Origin of the sequence: Nocardia noduli (assembly GCF_019038455.1) — a bacterium.
GTDB lineage: Bacteria > Actinomycetota > Actinomycetes > Mycobacteriales > Mycobacteriaceae > Nocardia > Nocardia noduli.
On sequence record NZ_JAFMPL010000005.1, the window covers coordinates 1 to 14,635 of the forward strand.

General features: G+C 65.7%; 16 protein-coding genes. 7 read left to right on the forward strand and 9 right to left on the reverse strand.

All coding sequences use genetic code 11. The features are described from left to right. Positions 1-199 precede the first annotated feature (199 nt). Positions 200-769 (reverse strand): TetR/AcrR family transcriptional regulator, encoded by a 570-nt coding sequence (locus JZ792_RS05160; RefSeq protein ID WP_308165151.1) that lies wholly within the window; start codon positions 767-769, stop codon positions 200-202. A gap of 92 nt (positions 770-861) precedes the next feature. Here JZ792_RS05160 and JZ792_RS05165 point away from each other — a divergent pair, with 92 nt between their 5' ends. The 3 genes from JZ792_RS05165 (at position 862) to JZ792_RS05175 (ending at position 2,880) form a co-directional block, all read left to right on the forward strand. Beyond that, positions 862-1,281, forward strand: a complete 420-nt coding sequence (locus JZ792_RS05165) for a hypothetical protein (RefSeq protein ID WP_216907354.1) — start codon at positions 862-864, stop codon at positions 1,279-1,281. Positions 1,282-1,351: 70 nt separating this feature from the next. Continuing rightward, entirely contained in the window at positions 1,352-1,897 is a 546-nt protein-coding gene (locus JZ792_RS05170) for a DJ-1/PfpI family protein (protein ID WP_216907356.1), read from the forward strand. Continuing rightward, on the forward strand, positions 1,897-2,880 hold the full coding sequence (locus JZ792_RS05175; RefSeq protein WP_216907358.1) for a VOC family protein: 984 nt from the start codon (positions 1,897-1,899) through the stop codon (positions 2,878-2,880). Before JZ792_RS05170 ends, JZ792_RS05175 begins: the two co-directional genes overlap by 1 nt. A gap of 291 nt (positions 2,881-3,171) precedes the next feature. Here JZ792_RS05175 and JZ792_RS05180 read toward each other — a convergent pair whose 3' ends face one another. The 4 genes from JZ792_RS05180 to JZ792_RS05195 all read right to left on the reverse strand — a co-directional run bounded on the left by JZ792_RS05180 (position 3,172) and on the right by JZ792_RS05195 (position 7,478). Beyond that, a complete protein-coding gene (locus JZ792_RS05180) occupies positions 3,172-4,329 on the reverse strand; it encodes a phosphotransferase family protein (RefSeq protein ID WP_254189346.1) in 1,158 nt (385 codons plus the stop codon). A gap of 1,548 nt (positions 4,330-5,877) precedes the next feature. Continuing rightward, complete coding sequence (locus JZ792_RS05185) at positions 5,878-6,558, reverse strand: 3-oxoacid CoA-transferase subunit B (protein ID WP_308165152.1); 681 nt, start codon at positions 6,556-6,558, stop codon at positions 5,878-5,880. Next, positions 6,555-7,268 (reverse strand): 3-oxoacid CoA-transferase subunit A, encoded by a 714-nt coding sequence (locus JZ792_RS05190; RefSeq protein WP_216907360.1) that lies wholly within the window; start codon positions 7,266-7,268, stop codon positions 6,555-6,557. Before JZ792_RS05190 ends, JZ792_RS05185 begins: the two co-directional genes overlap by 4 nt. Positions 7,269-7,307: 39 nt before the next feature. After that, the gene (locus JZ792_RS05195) at positions 7,308-7,478 is read right to left on the reverse strand and encodes a hypothetical protein (protein WP_216907362.1); all 171 of its coding nucleotides are present in this window, start codon (positions 7,476-7,478) and stop codon (positions 7,308-7,310) included. A gap of 71 nt (positions 7,479-7,549) precedes the next feature. Between JZ792_RS05195 and JZ792_RS05200 the strand changes: the two genes are divergently transcribed. The 4 genes from JZ792_RS05200 to JZ792_RS05215 are packed head-to-tail and all read left to right on the forward strand — an operon-like array spanning position 7,550 to position 10,648. After that, complete coding sequence (locus JZ792_RS05200; protein WP_216907364.1) at positions 7,550-8,674, forward strand: 3-hydroxyacyl-CoA dehydrogenase family protein; 1,125 nt, start codon at positions 7,550-7,552, stop codon at positions 8,672-8,674. Positions 8,675-8,688: 14 nt separating this feature from the next. Then, positions 8,689-9,201 carry a nuclear transport factor 2 family protein gene (locus tag JZ792_RS05205; protein WP_216907366.1) on the forward strand — a complete coding sequence of 171 codons (513 nt, stop codon included), beginning with the start codon at positions 8,689-8,691 and terminating at the stop codon, positions 9,199-9,201. Then, complete coding sequence (locus JZ792_RS05210; protein WP_216907368.1) at positions 9,198-9,959, forward strand: enoyl-CoA hydratase/isomerase family protein; 762 nt, start codon at positions 9,198-9,200, stop codon at positions 9,957-9,959. Before JZ792_RS05205 ends, JZ792_RS05210 begins: the two co-directional genes overlap by 4 nt. Next, complete coding sequence (locus tag JZ792_RS05215; RefSeq protein WP_216907370.1) at positions 9,950-10,648, forward strand: alpha/beta fold hydrolase; 699 nt, start codon at positions 9,950-9,952, stop codon at positions 10,646-10,648. The genes JZ792_RS05210 and JZ792_RS05215 overlap by 10 nt, the downstream gene beginning before the upstream one ends. A 42-nt stretch (positions 10,649-10,690) precedes the next feature. Here the strand turns inward: JZ792_RS05215 and JZ792_RS05220 are convergent, their stop codons facing one another. The 4 genes from JZ792_RS05220 to JZ792_RS05235 all read right to left on the reverse strand — a co-directional run bounded on the left by JZ792_RS05220 (position 10,691) and on the right by JZ792_RS05235 (position 14,589). Further along, positions 10,691-11,479, reverse strand: a complete 789-nt coding sequence (locus tag JZ792_RS05220) for an SDR family oxidoreductase (protein WP_216907372.1) — start codon at positions 11,477-11,479, stop codon at positions 10,691-10,693. Continuing rightward, complete coding sequence (locus JZ792_RS05225) at positions 11,476-12,381, reverse strand: fumarylacetoacetate hydrolase family protein (protein ID WP_216907374.1); 906 nt, start codon at positions 12,379-12,381, stop codon at positions 11,476-11,478. The genes JZ792_RS05220 and JZ792_RS05225 overlap by 4 nt, the downstream gene beginning before the upstream one ends. A 79-nt stretch (positions 12,382-12,460) precedes the next feature. Further along, positions 12,461-13,459 carry a cyclase family protein gene (locus JZ792_RS05230; RefSeq protein ID WP_216907377.1) on the reverse strand — a complete coding sequence of 333 codons (999 nt, stop codon included), beginning with the start codon at positions 13,457-13,459 and terminating at the stop codon, positions 12,461-12,463. Further along, the gene (locus tag JZ792_RS05235; RefSeq protein WP_216907379.1) at positions 13,459-14,589 is read right to left on the reverse strand and encodes an FAD-dependent monooxygenase; all 1,131 of its coding nucleotides are present in this window, start codon (positions 14,587-14,589) and stop codon (positions 13,459-13,461) included. Before JZ792_RS05235 ends, JZ792_RS05230 begins: the two co-directional genes overlap by 1 nt. Positions 14,590-14,635: the final 46 nt, after the last annotated feature.

Sequence of the window (14,635 nt, forward strand, 5' to 3'; positions counted from 1 at the left end):
TCGTCGACCGTGACGGCTGGAAGGCCATCGACGCCGCCGAGAAGACCGCGGGCAAGGCGGCGGGACGCCCCCGCGTCAAGCTCACCACCCGCGAGGATCTGCTCAAGGCCGCACGCGGCTGAACGAAAACGGACGCCGGTCGGAACTACAACCCCCGGGGTTGCGATGGCCTGGCGTGTGGTCGGCGCGCATCGAAGGCTTACATGGACGAATAACGCGCACGCACGAGTTCGATCGCCGCGCGGGACGCCTGCTCGAACGGCCCCATCGCACCGGCCGCGCGGCAGGTGATGTGGGCTCCTTCCAGAAGGCCGATGAGCATCGCGGCCAGATCCTCGGCCGCACGAAGCTCGGGGACACCGGCGGCGAGCAGCCGCTCGGCCAATGCCGCGGTCCAGGAATCGAACGCCCCAGCCGCGATCTGCCGCAACCGCTCGTCCTCCGGGGCCACGGTCAGCGCCGCGACCGCGCATCCGCCACCCGCGGTGGATGCCTCGACCACCGGACGAACAGTCGCCAGGAAATTCTCGACCACCGCCGTAGGGCTCTCACCGGGCACTTCGGCGAACACCGCCCGCACATCGGCGCCGTTGCGCAGGGCCGCCTCGGAAACGAGTTCTTTCTTCCCGCCGGGGAAATGATGATAGATCGCGCCACGAGCCGCACCGGCGGCAGACAGGATCTCGGTGAACGACATCCCGGCCACGCCACGGTGCTGCAACGCCGTGACGGCGGCATCGATCATCCGTGATCGGGTATCGGCGGACACAGAACCTCCCGGCACTTGACTAGTACAAGCATCCTACTGCACACTTACCTCGCTAGTACGTACGTACTAGCGAGGTAGCGTAGGAGGATCCAGTGCCTATCACAGTCACCGCCCCACTCGGCGTACTCACCGAATTCGGTGAACGCGAAATCCTGCCCCAGCTGACCGCCGCACTCGTCGATGTCAGCGGCGCCAACGGCAACTCGGCCTTCACCTCGATCGTCGGCGGCACCGTCCACCTGCTGGCGCCCGAACACATTTACGCAGGCGGAATCAACCGGCCGGTGGTGATGGTCGAGTTGAAACTGCCGAACATCGGACTGCCCGATCTCGCGGCACGCGCCGCGTTCATCACCGCCGCCACCGACATCGTCGACGCCCTCACCGTGACCGGACACGAACGGACCGACACCTGGGTCAACATCCTCAACGCACCCGACGGAGCCTGGGGAATCGCAGGCATCGCCTACACCAACGAAGCCCTCATCGACACGATCACCGCCGCCCACTGAGCCACCCGGTGGCCGCGACCCGAGCAGCGCGGCCACCGATGCGCATCATCGAGATAGAAGGACCAATTAGATGTCTCGCCCCACGACACGCGCCGTCGCATTCCTCGTCGCCAACGACGGCATCGAGGAAATAGAACTCGTCCATCCCTGGCGGGCCGTCACGACCGCGGGGTTCCACGCGGTACTCCTCGCCCCGTTCTCCGGATACGTCGAGACATACCGTCATCTCGATCGAGTCGGCCGCCATCCGGTGAATATGACGATCGCCGACGCCCGTGCCGCCGACTACGACGCCGTCGTCCTTCCCGGCGGTGTGGCCAATCCCGACATCCTCCGTCGGGATTCGAGCGCACACCGGTTCCTGCGCGAAGCAAACGCGAACGGTGCGCCGATCGCAGCGATATGCCACGGCCCATGGACACTGATCGACGCCGCTCTGGTCGCGGGCCGCACAGTTGCCGCGTGGCCCAGTCTGGCGACAGATCTCACCAACGCGGGCGCCACCTGGACCCCGGACCACACCCATGTCGACGGAACCATGATCACCGCCCAAAGCGACCAGGACGTCGCAGAATTCACCACACTCCTGCTGAACGCACTGGGAAGTCCCGCGTGATGACGAGCGATCTCTGCTGGATCGACCTCGGCGTCACCGACACCGAGCGCGCGGCCGATTTCTACCGTCAGCTGTTGAGCTGGTCCATCGACGCACCCGACGATACGGGCTACCGCATCGCCTCACTGCACGACGAGCCTGTCGCCGCGTTCGGCCCCGCAGACGACCCCGGTCCTCCGTACTGGACCGTTTACGTCGGAACCCCCGATATCTACGCCACCACCCGAACCGTTCACACTGCGGGCGCGGCAATCCTGGTCCCACCCACCGTCGCCGGGGACGCCGGAATCAGTGCCGTGGCACACGGTCCCCAAGACATCCGGTTCTCGATCTGGCAACCACGAAAGCACGGAGGCAGCAGGGTCCACGCCCACCTGTTCGTCCACGACACAACAGGATCGCAGGCATTCGTCGAGGCCGCACTGGGTTGGCGACTACTGCCCGACGGCACCATCACCGACAGTGCGCGATTCATCGCCACATGGTCCCAGGTCACCACGCCAGTACGCCCCTCACCATGGCTGATCCGATTCCCTGTCGCCGACCCGGCGGCGACCCGCTACCGCGCCGAACAACTCGGCGCCGCACCCGACCCCGATATCGCCGGCGCTCTTATCGACCCTTGCGGTGCCCGCTTCACTCTCATCCACCAGACACACCCCACACCACTCACAGCGGTGACCAACCACCAATATCGGATTTCTACCGACAACGCACAGGCATCCCCGCTCCCCCCGCCGGATGACTACGACGCCGATGGTTCGACCAACCCGACCTCCCGGATTCGGGAGGCAATTCCGTCCGCCGACGCCGAGATGAGTCGACCGAAGCGCTCGGCGTTGCACATTCCACACCCTCACCATTCGAGGACCGCCGACATCAATTCACTTGTCCGGGTTCCCACTTACGGTCTCGGCAGGACCGTTGCCGCTTCACCTCGACGAGTCGTGCGGATCGGGCTTCCTCGGCGATATCGGTGGTGATCAGGGGCAGTCTGGGCATGCGCACTCCGAGGTCGTCTTCAGTCGGCACCGATCGGTTCCGAATCAGCACGGTCGAGGGAACCGACCTCTTGTCGAGACCGGTTCACCGCCGCGGCGTGCAGATCTGACCTGTCCCGATGGTCCGGACCCGATCAACGGGGTCCCATCAATGGCGACCGAAGGCATGCAGGCATTCGAGATCGAGATGTGCGGTCACCAGCGGCGCCGAGATCTCCAGCCTCCGATATCGCCGGAACACCGCGTCCGGCGGACGATTCGACGCACAATCGCTCACGCTCGAAGTACCGTAGCCGCCACCTCGTACGCGTCGTGATCGACCGCAGCCGTACCGATTCGGCGCAGGAGCTCGGCGGTGACAGCAGGGGTGACCTGTACCGTGATGCCCCAAAGGTAGAAACCGTGCAGGATTCCGCGAGCCATTGCCCGCCAGGCAGTGTTCCAGGACGGAGCGTCTACGCCATGCGCGGCGAGGGTGTCGAGGTAGTGCCGCAGCAGTTCTCGTTCCGAGCGCCTACGGTCTTCGACTGTGAGCGCCGAGGCGATGTGATAGCCGACGTCGAAGTACCATCGACCGCGCTGTACCAACTGCCAGTCGACCAACGCGGGTCGCCCTTCGCCGTCGAGATACATGTTGCCCACGTGGGCGTCACCGTGAATCACACATTGCGAAGCAGACGAAGCGGCTTCGACTGCGACGAGAGCGCGATATCCGTCGAAGAGTCGTCGCGCATCGCGTACCTCGATCGGGACGTTCGCACCGATCGGGCCGTCGAAGTTGTGACTGATCTCCGCGAGTCCGCGCGTCGCGAACAGTTGCGCGAGGCGCGGTTGCAACCACGGAAGTTTCGAATGTCGCGCATCGGCCCAAGTTGCCGCGTGGAGCCTCGCGAACTCGGCGAGGCTGTCGGCCGCCTGCTCGGGTGAATACTCGGTGGTTCCGTCGAGGAACGTGCCGCCATCGGCAAGAACGTCCTCGGTGATCACGACACCGTGGTGAGTGGCCGCGCTGACGTCGGCATAGACGCTCCGCAAGGTCCGAACCCCGGTAGCGGGAGCCAGATCACGGTAGAAAAAGGCTTCGGATTCGCAGAACCGACGGACCGTGTGCCCGATCTCGTTGAAGTAGCCCTTGACACACAGGTGGGACGAAAGCCCTTCGGGCACACCGCCCTCACACTCGATGGTGAATCGCGCATTCGTCGATACACGGTCCACGACCGGTCCGCGAATGACGTCGGTGACTTCGATGCCAGGAAACCTCGGGCGTAGTGCTGCCGTGAGCCACGCCGCAGACATCGCTTCATCGAGGCTTTCCGGCACGGTCACGCTCGAGGTTGCGGACCCGCCTGAATAGGCGGCCATGCTAATCCGTCGTCCGTTGAGCTTTGGCCATTCGTTCCATGACATCCATGCATGCCTGAAGAGCATGCGCGGGATTGAATTCCAGGGCTGAGGTCGGCTCGTCGTATACGAGGATGTGGCCGGCCGGAAAGAAGTACGCTTCTCCGGCCGTCGCGATTTCGTCGGGCCTGCCGGTATCGGGGTAGACGGCTCGCATACTTCCGCTGAAGATGTAGCCATAATGCGGACACATACAGACTCCGCCGGGCATTCCACCATGTCGGTACAGGTCCGTGCAGTCGAGCGGGCCGTCGACGGTCGTGAAACCAACCTCCATATCGCCCCACTGCTCGGATCGGAACGCGGTGGATACAGTCGGCCAACGTCCGCCACCACCGGCCGACAGTTCCTGAGGCTTCGCGTGGGGCACTGGTTTGTTCTCCGATCTCAGTACGCACGACGGTGTGGTGCGAGAAGCGAATCAGGCACATCGATCCGGTCCGGGACGCATCGGACTCTGTTCGGCACATTCGAGACACGGGTCGCAGCCCGGATCGTTGTATAGTGCTGCTCGATTGATGTGACTAGTGACACTGGACTTTGAGGTAGATCATCACTGTAACCATTCGAGTCGCCGCGAGCAACCGTCTCGAGTCGAGACCGAATCGTCGATGAAGCGCGCGGCGAAGGCCGCCGAATACCGTTGCGCCAGAGCCAGAGCCGATGGAGATATCGATCAGCAACGGACCGGCCGGCAACCGCACCCAGATCCCGCGGCCCGCCGGGTCGCGCACCAGGTACTCGCGGCACGCGATATCGCCGCCGCCAGATGGCGAGCAGTCCGGCTCCGAGGGAGTGATCCGAGGTCGACCGAGCCACTGACCGGCCCCGGGATGAGTGTTCCGCACCATTGATACGCGTTATAGCCGTTGGTTTTCGCGCCGGTTATTGGACATCGGGTCACGCGCGTTCGAGTATCAAGCGGCCGGGCCGGTCACCGCGACAATGCATGTCGCTGCGCCGTGCCGGTGTCGATGGTCGGGCCGTACATCTGCTCGTCGTGGAGCCCCGAGACCACGTCCGCTCGATGGCTGACCGAGGATCAGTTCCGCTCGTGGAATCGCCACAGGATCGGTGTGTGCCGAACGGATGCGAAGGTGGTCGCCGCGGAGCAGGGGCGACGGTGCTCGTTCGTGGTCCAGTCGATGGGCGGTGACTGGACGCAGTGGACCTACCTTCTCGAGGAAAAATCGGAACCCGGCACGGTGCGGTTGTCCGAGGAGTTCCGGGTATGTGTCGACCTGCCCACCGGGGGTGTTGATCTACGAGTGGTTGTTCCTTCTCGTTCGCGACCGCCGTCGAGATCTTGTATCGAATTTGGAGCAATCGGTGGCGAGAATCAAAGCAGTCGTCGAAGCGGAGCCTCACAATCGAACTGGTCTGCGACAGCATCGCGGATCACCGACCGCTGCTACGGCTGCCGTGCGAACGACTCTTCCTGGAGCCGTGAACCGATAGTGATCGGCGGACCACGCCACGCGCCGGCTCGCGTGCCTCCGAATGTCACAACTGGAATGTAGCCGGTCTGGCGCCGTTTCTCCGCAGCTATGGCGGCCGAACGCCGACCGCCGCAGCTCACAGGACGCTCGCGTCCACCAGCGGTAGCCCGACGATGTCGGCGAGCTCATCGAACGTTGTACCGAACATCTCACGGACGGTCACCCGCGGATTGTCACCGCGCCGATCCAGCACGAAGACGGCGAGGTCGGTGTAGACGCGACTGACGCAACGCATCCCGGTCAGTGGGTAGGTGCACTCGGCGACCAATTTGGAGTTCCCGGCCCGGTCCAGCAGGTTCATCATCACGAAGGTCTGTTTGGCTCCGATGGCGAGATCCATCGCACCGCCTACCGCGGGGATATCCTCGGGTCGACCGGTGTGCCAGTTGGCGAGATCGCCCGCCGCCGAGACCTGATAGGCGCCCAAGACACAGACATCCAGGTGTCCTCCGCGCATCATCGCGAACGAATCCGCGTGGTGGAAATAGGATGCCCCGGATAATTCGGTCACCGGAACTTTACCGGCGTTGACGAGGTCCTGGTCGATCTCGTCCGCTCGGGCCTCGGGGCCCATCCCGAGCATGCCGTTCTCGGTATGCAGCGTCACCGCGCTATCCGGTTTCAGGTGGTTGGAGACCTGGGTCGGCAGTCCGATACCAAGGTTCACGTACGCACCGTGCGGTATGTCGCGGGCAACGATCTCGGCGATCTGGATCTTGCTCAGACCACGCCGGGCTTCAGGGTCGATAGCGGTCACCAGGTCGCGCCTGCCTGTGCGGCGACGGCCGAGTTCTCGGCCTCGCGCAGAGATGCCACCCGGACCACGCGGTCGACGTAGATGGCGGGAGTCACCACGTGTTCGGGATCGAGCCCACCGGCCGCGATGATCTCGGCGACCTCCACGATCGTCGTATCGGCGGCCGCGGCCATGATCGGGCCGAAGTTGCGAGCGGTCTTGCGGTAGACGAGATTTCCCCGCTCGTCGGCGATCTGTGCCTTGATCAGTGCATAGTCGGCGCGCAGCGGGTACTCCAGCACATAGTGCCTGCCGTCGATCTCGCGGGTTTCCTTACCCTCGGCGAGAAGCGTGCCGTAACCGGTAGGTGTGAAGAAGGCGCCGATACCGGCGCCGGCGGCGCGGATCCGTTCGGCGAGGTTGCCCTGGGGCACCAGCTCGAGCTCGATTTCGCCCTTGCGGTACTTGTCGTCGAAGTGCCAGGAGTCCGATTGCCGGGGAAACGAGCAGACGATCTTGCGTACCCGTCCGGCACCGATCAGTCGCGCGAGGCCCACATCCCCGCCGCCCGCGTTGTTGTTGATCACCGTGAGGTCGGTGACCCCCGAGTCGATCAGCGCTTCGACCAGCGCCAGCGGTTGCCCGGCCTCGCCGAACCCGCCGATCATCACCGTCGCTGCGTCGGGTATTCCCGCCACCGCTTCACGCGGTGATGCCACGATCTCGACCACGTCCCAGCCTCCTTGCTGCCCTCGTGCCTACGGCGTCGATCACACACACCGCTGATAGTGAGGATGCCGGAAAGCGACATCCGGCGGAAACGCTTCATTCGACTGGTAAGCCATCCGGTTCTTCGATTGCTCCATCACGTACCACATCCGCACGACCAGCCGGGGTATCGCTGGCAGCGATGGCATCGCATCGTGGATCAGCGTTTCCATCCGAATGCCATCGGTCGGAAACTGGGCGGGACGTGACGTGCGTCATCCTCGTCGGCCAGGAGGTCTCAGTGATGCCCCAACCCGCAGCGGAAGTCGTGCCACCGCGACGAGAAGCTCTCGACGCGCTCGCGGGGCTGCTCCGTGACGCGATCTTTCTCGCGGAGCGCGGCACCGCATCCGGCGCGGACATCGACGCGGCGATGCGACTCGGGGCCGGGCACCGCCAGGGTCCGCTCGAGTTGATCGCCACGCTGGACCCCGACGAGCGACGCGAATTCGGCATCACCTGGACGCCCCCGGCTATCGCCCCGGGGCCGGTCGAGGTGGCCGCGGTCGGTGCGGACTGGACAGGCTCGATCGGGATCCTCGGCAGCGGACATATGGCCACCGGGATCGCCGAGGCCGTAACCCGCAGTGGCCGTGAGGTCATAGCGTTGACCCGTTCCCCCGAGTCGGGTGAACGTATGCGGGATCGACTGGCGGCGAGTCTGACGCGGGCGAGCGAGCGCGGCCGTCTCGGAGAGACAGCCGCGACCGATGCGCTCGCGCGGCTGCGGACCACCGGCGACGCCGCCGACCTCTCGATCGTCGATGTCGTGGTGGAGGCCGTCGCCGAGGATCTCGACGTCAAGGCTGCGGTGCTGTCGGAGCTCGACAGGGCGATCCCCACTCACGTACCGGTCGCGACCAACACGTCGTCGTTCCGAGTGGCCGATCTCCGGCCGTTCCTCACGGCGGAGCGACCTGTCCTCGCGTTGCACTTCTTCAACCCCGCCGCGGTGATGAAACTCGTCGAAGTCGTGGTTCCCGATGATGTCGTCGGGGCCGAGTCTCTGCGGTCCAGCGCCGGAAGTTGGGTGCGTGCTATCGGGAAAACCCCGGTGACGTGTGCCGATTCGCGCGGCTTCATCGTCAACCGGCTACTGATTCCTTTTCTCAACGATGCCGTGCGCCTTCACGAATCCGGCCGCGGCGTCGACGAGGTCGACGAGCTTCTGCGCCGGGGCGCCGAGCACCCGATGGGGCCGCTGGCGTTGATCGACCTGATCGGCATCGACGTGACCATCGCGGCGCTCGAGTCGATGACAGCGGTTGATGACGATCCTCGGTTGTCACCTGCCGAGACGTTGCGTGAGCTGGCCGGATCCGGACGCCTCGGGCGTAAGACCGGCGCCGGATTCCACACCTACCGATGAGGACCGACCACGCGATGACTACCTCTCCACCGCGCGCCGCGGCCACGACCACAGCATGGACCGCGCTGATCACCGACTACTACAACGGCTGTACCGACGGAGACGTCGACCTGATGATGCGGACCCTGCACCCCGACGTAGTGCACTGGTTCCTGACACCGAATACCGGGTCGCGAGCCGTCGTCGGGGCCGAGCATCTGGCACGCTACTGGCGCAAGGTGACGCGGATGATCGACGCACGCTGGGTGGTCGAGAGTATCTGCGCCACACCGGAACAGGCCGTGATCGAATGGACGATGTGGTGGACGCCCGACGGGGACATCGAGCGAGTCGCCACCCGCGGCGCGGAGTGGTTCACCGGCGAGGACGGCCTCATTCGTGAGATCCGATCGTATTACCAGATACGCCCCGCAAACACCGAACTCGACGGCTTCCCCTATGCCGAGCGCGGCTATTCCGTCGCAGGCCGCGAACACAGCGTCATCCATCCCGATGCCGACAGCCACCAAGCGGGGAGTGTCCAGTGAATATCACCGTGGTGAGGGATGGCGCGATCGCGACGGTCTCGATCGATAGACCCGACAAGTTGAACGCGTTGGACCACACGACACGATGGCAACTCATCGACGCGCTGAGAAACGTCGCCGCCGATACCGGGGTACGCGCCGTCGTCCTCGCGGGCACCGGTCGGGCATTCTGCGTCGGCCAAGATCTCTCCGAGACAGACGAACTGGTGCACGCCGACGAAACGGTCGCCGGCTCCTACAACCCGATCGTCCAGATCATCGCCGACATGCCCAAACCCGTGATCGCCGCGGTCAACGGCCCGGCCGTCGGCGCAGGGATGGGGCTGGCGCTAGCCTGCGATCAGCGCCTCGCCGCCGAGAGTGCCTCATTCGCGTGCGCTTTCGGCAAGGTCGGGCTTGTCCCCGATAGCGCCGTCTCGTGGTATCTCGTCCGTGAGCTTGGGTATGCCCGCGCCTTCTGGTTCGCGGCGAGCGGCCGCTCGATCGGCGCCGCGGAGGCGCACGCCCTCGGGCTGCTCAACGAGGTGGTTCCCGACGACGAACTCGCCGCTCGCGCGCACAACCTTGCCGAATTGCTGGCATCCGGTCCGGCGTATGCGCTGGCGCTGACCAAGAAGCAGTTCCGCACCGTCGGCGAGGTCTCCTTCGAGGCGGCTCTCGCGATCGAAGCGCGTCATCAGGGTGCCGCGGCCGAGCATCCCGACCACGTGGAGGGCCGGACCGCTTTCGCGGAGAAGCGTCGGCCGCGATGGTCGTGAGCGACACCGCCGGGGCTGTACTGGTTCACGGTCTGTGGCACGGCGCGTGGTGCTGGGACGCTGTCGTCGCGGCGTTGGAGTCGCGGGGGATCGACACTGTCGCAGTGGAACTCCCGATGACCGAGTTGGCCGACGACATCGCCGCGACACGGGCCGCGCTCGACCGATTCGCTCGTCCGGCGGTGCTCGTCGGACATTCCTACGGCGGAGCGGTCATCACAGAAGCCGGCGCCCATCCCCTGGTGCGAGAACTGATGTATATCGCGGCGTACCAGCTCGATTCGGGAGAATCGATCAGCCGGACACTTCCCGATCGAGGGCTTCCCGACAGCCGGATCGGGGACGCGATGCGGCTGGACATCGAAAGTGGCGAAGTGTCGCTGGACCCGGCACTCGGGCCGGGACTGCTCTACAGCGACGCACACACCACAGTCGCCGCGCGGTCGACCGCGAAACTACGACCGGTCTCACGTCTGCTGTTTCGAGGTGTCCCGCAGGCGATCTCCTGGCATCGGGTGCCCTCGACCTACGTCGTGTGTACCGCCGACGAGGTCGTGCATCCCGAACTCCAGCGCGCGATGGCGGGCCGGGCGACATATCGGGTGGACTGGGACGGTGGGCACAGTCCGGCGCTCACCCGACCGAACACGGTCGCGGATCTGATCGAGTCGCGAGTACGCGCACTCTGACGGGGGTGCGCGGCTGACCTCCCGAACAGCCGCGCACCTGGATCACTGGGCTTCGACGGAGTCGACCAGTCGCCGGACCCCGGCCAGCCAGCGCTGCGGGTCGGCGGCCTTCTGCATCCAGAACTTTCCGACCTCGGCGTGCGGCAGGATCAGAAACCGCTCCTCGGCGACGCCTCGCACGACCGATTCGGCCACATCCTCCGGTGTCAGCACCTCGCCCGATGCCGCGACGACTCGTGCCGATGACCGGCCGGCGTCGAGGGGGTCGAGCAGCAGCGGCGTCGCCACTCCGAGCGGACATACCGCGCTGACTCCGATGCCCTGGCCGCCGTAGGTGACGGCAAGCCACTCGGCCAATGCCACTGCCGCGTGCTTGGTCACCGTGTACGGCGCGTCGCCCGGCGTGGTGAGCAGCCCGGCGGCCGAAGCGACATTGACCAGGTAACCGCTGCCGCGCTCCAGCATGGAGGGCACCACGGCGCGGGCCGCGTAGACGTGCGCGAGCACATTGACCGCGAAGACCCGCTGCCAGGTTTCGGTGTCCACCTCCACCCCGCCACCGCAGAACCACCCGGCATTGGAGCAGAAGAGATCGATCCGCCCGTGCTGGGCCAGGGTCCGCTCGACCAGAGCGGCGACGGCGTGCTCATCGGTGACGTCGGTCTGATCGGCGGTCGCGCCGATCTCGCGCGCGACCTTCTCTGCCGCGGCACCGTCACGGTCGCTGACCACGACCGCGGCGGCCCCTTCCGCGACGAACCGCCGAGCGAGCGCGGCACCGATGCCGCTTCCGGCCCCGGTGATGACGGCGACGGCGTTCTCGATTTTCACGGGTGCACCTCTTCTGCTGGATCTGGTCGACCGCTACCCGCTTCGAGCGGGGCAGCGTGAATTCGACGGCGGCCGGGAGGAATAGCGGTCGGTGCCGGTCCGGGAGCGAGAGTATTCTCGATCATTCCGAGTTTCTCGACCTCGATGCGGACGACGTCGCCCGGTTTCAGCCAGTCCGGGGCCGACGCACCCAGAGTGCGTTTGATCTCGGCGAGGCAACCGGTGCCGCAGGTTCCGGATCCGAGCACATCACCGGGCCTGACGACTGTGCCGCGCGAGGCGAAGGCGACCAATTCGGCGAAGGACCAGGCCATATTCGCCGAATTGTCGCCACCCACGCGTACCCCGTTGAGCCATACCGACGTCGTGAGGGCGAGCCGACCGTCCTCGAATCTGTCGGCGACTTCGTCGGCCGTGACCAGCCAGGGTCCCAGGGTGATCGCGCCGTCCTTGGACTTCGACGGCCCCATGGGGAATTTGAACTCGTGCACCTGCAAGTCCCGAGCCGACCAGTCGTTCATGATCGTGTAGCCGAGGATGTGCCGCTGCGCCTGCTCAGGGGTGAGGTCGGCACCGGCGCGGCCGATGACCGCGGCGATCTCCAGCTCGTAGTCGTACTGCGTCACCGATGGTGGTATCGGAACCTCGTCGTAGGGAGCGACGATCGCGGCGGGGTTGGAGAAGTAAAACAGCGGCTTCTCGTACCACTCCTCCGGAACGTGTCCCGCCAGTTCCGCGAGATGCTGTTCGTAGGTGAGGAAATCACGCACACTCGGGGGCTCGAGCAGCGGCGCGAAGGTCGCGTGCTCGACCGCGACCGCCTGGCCCGATCGGGCCTGACGAGCCACGTCGGCGAGTGCTTCCTCTCCCCCGCGGATCACATCGAGCAAGGTGGCGCCCATATCGAGTATCCGTATGATGTCGTGGTCCAGTACACCGATGCGAGCGCCAGCTGGCGTATGTAATGTGGTCAGGCGCATATCATTTCACCGCGATCGGGTTGACCGGCGAGCCGACCGCGCCGGTGAAGGGCAACGGTTGCGCGGCGAGGAAGAATTCGTAGACACCGTCGTCCGCGCAGTCGGCCGCGAGTGTGTCGAGGTCCCACATTTCGCCGAGCAGGAGACCGATATGCGGCAAGGCGACCTGGTGCAGGGGCTGCATCGCCTCGGGCCACTCGTTGGGCCGGACCTCCACGCCCCAGGTGTCGGTGGCGACGGCGGCGATTTCGGTGCGATGCAGCCACCCCGCGGTTTCGAAGGACAGACCCGGCGCGGGGCCACCCGCGTACCTGCCCCATCCCTCACCCGCCGCGACGCCCCGGCGCGCGCGGGTGAGCTGGCCGGTACGTATCAGCACGATGTCGCCGCGCCCCACCTGCGAGCTCGTCCCCTGCCTGCGCATGGTCTCCTCGATGTCGGCGCTGGTGATGGGGCAGCCGTCGGGCAGCTCACCGTTCTCCCCCAGGGCACGACCGATATCCAGGAGCACCCCCCTGCCGAGGACAGGCGCCGACAGGCGCTCGATACCGGTGGCGACATCGCCTTCGCTGGTGACGATTTCGCGGCCGACGCGGCCGTTCCATGCGATGCCGTGATCGAAGACGTGGCCCAGTCCGTCCCACTGGGTGCTGCACTGAAGTGGCATGAACACCGCGTCGTCCGCCACGGACAGGCCGTGCGGCAATCCCATCTGCTCGGCGGTATCCATACCGGTCGACATCATGGTGTGGACGGGGTTGACCCGACGCTTCCAGCCGAACTGCGGACCGTTCTCGTCGAAGGGGAGCGAGAGGCTGAAAGTCCGGCCGTGCCGGATCAGTGACGCGGCGGTGCTGCGCTTGTTCTCATCGATGAAGTTGACGGTGCCGATCCCGTCGTCGACGCCCCAGCGGTTCCAATTGCTGTACCGCTTCGCGGCACGTGCGATCGCGGCTTCGGGATCGCGGCCGTGTTCTGCGGTGATATCGAAGTCCTGCATCACGGTTCCTCGCTGGTCATGGCCGCGATGCGACCCATAAGGCCCGGTACGTCACCGTCGATGCCGTCCAACTGCCACCGCGCGATCTGCACCGAGGCATCCACCACAGCTTCGACGCGCGGGAGGCGGCGCTCGGCGAACCGGGTGAGCAGGTCCTCGTCGATGTTGTCGACGGTGGCGAGCATTTCCACGAGGACTGCCGCATCCTCCAGGGCCATCGCGGCGCCCTGAGCCAGGGTGGGTGGACAGGTATGGACGGCGTCACCGATCAGGACAACGCGGCCGCGATGCCAGGGCGCGGCGAGCAGATGGGCTTCGGTCCAGGTGTAGTGGATGCGGGCGGGGTCGGTAACCGACGCTCGGATCTCATCCCACGGACCGTGGTAGGCGGCGATGAGTTCTCTGACCGTCTCGACGGTCTGTTGCGGTGACAACACAGTGCGGTCCTGGGCGTCCTCGGTCAGAAACGCGTAGAGCATCGATTCCGAGGTCGGCGTATAGCCCGCGATGTAGCAGGGACCACCGTAGTAGGCCTGCGAGCCGAGAACTTCGCGCGGACGCGGCGTGAACACTCGCCAGACGCCCATTCCGACGGAGCGGGTTTCCAACGGTATCTCCAGCAATCGGCGTGTCGCGGAGCGCACGCCATCGGCAGCCACAACGAGGTCGTAGCGCGCGGTATAGCCGTCGGCGAACCGCACGTCCACCCCGGTATCGTCCTGCCGCAGGGAGTCGATGGTGGTCGATAATCGAAGTTTGGCACCGGCCCGTTGGGCGCGTGCTACGAGAATGCGAGCGAGGTCCGGCCGGTACATGCCCATGCTGGCCGGCAGATCCGGACCGCCCGAGCGATGTTCGGCGAGCTCGGCCAGCACGGTGGCTTCGGCATCCGGCGCCCGGAGCACAAGGGCGTCGCCGGCCCACCCCTCGGCCAGGCACGCGTCCAGGACACCGAGCCTATCGAGCACACGTAATGCGTTGCCTTGCAGTGTTATACCGGATCCGAGAGCCGAGATATCGGACTTGGCCTCGATCAGATCGACACTGACGCCGGTATCCGCGAGCAGCGCGGCGACCGTGGCACCCGCACTACCGGCGCCGACGACCAGGACGCGGTCGACTGAGGGCATGACATGCCTCCTGAGTTGGTATACGTATCGGGTGAGTGACTGTCGG

Coding starts and splice junctions, on each gene's coding strand:
- JZ792_RS05225 (WP_216907374.1), bottom strand. CDS start 12,381: ATGGGCGCCACCTTGCTCGATGTGATCCGCGGGGGAGAGGAAGCACTC.
- JZ792_RS05175 (WP_216907358.1), top strand. CDS start 1,897: ATGACGAGCGATCTCTGCTGGATCGACCTCGGCGTCACCGACACCGAG.
- JZ792_RS05180 (WP_254189346.1), bottom strand. CDS start 4,329: ATGCTCTTCAGGCATGCATGGATGTCATGGAACGAATGGCCAAAGCTC.
- JZ792_RS05195 (WP_216907362.1), bottom strand. CDS start 7,478: ATGGAAACGCTGATCCACGATGCGATGCCATCGCTGCCAGCGATACCC.
- JZ792_RS05230 (WP_216907377.1), bottom strand. CDS start 13,459: ATGCAGGACTTCGATATCACCGCAGAACACGGCCGCGATCCCGAAGCC.
- JZ792_RS05200 (WP_216907364.1), top strand. CDS start 7,550: ATGCCCCAACCCGCAGCGGAAGTCGTGCCACCGCGACGAGAAGCTCTC.
- JZ792_RS05215 (WP_216907370.1), top strand. CDS start 9,950: ATGGTCGTGAGCGACACCGCCGGGGCTGTACTGGTTCACGGTCTGTGG.
- JZ792_RS05205 (WP_216907366.1), top strand. CDS start 8,689: ATGACTACCTCTCCACCGCGCGCCGCGGCCACGACCACAGCATGGACC.
- JZ792_RS05170 (WP_216907356.1), top strand. CDS start 1,352: ATGTCTCGCCCCACGACACGCGCCGTCGCATTCCTCGTCGCCAACGAC.
- JZ792_RS05235 (WP_216907379.1), bottom strand. CDS start 14,589: ATGCCCTCAGTCGACCGCGTCCTGGTCGTCGGCGCCGGTAGTGCGGGT.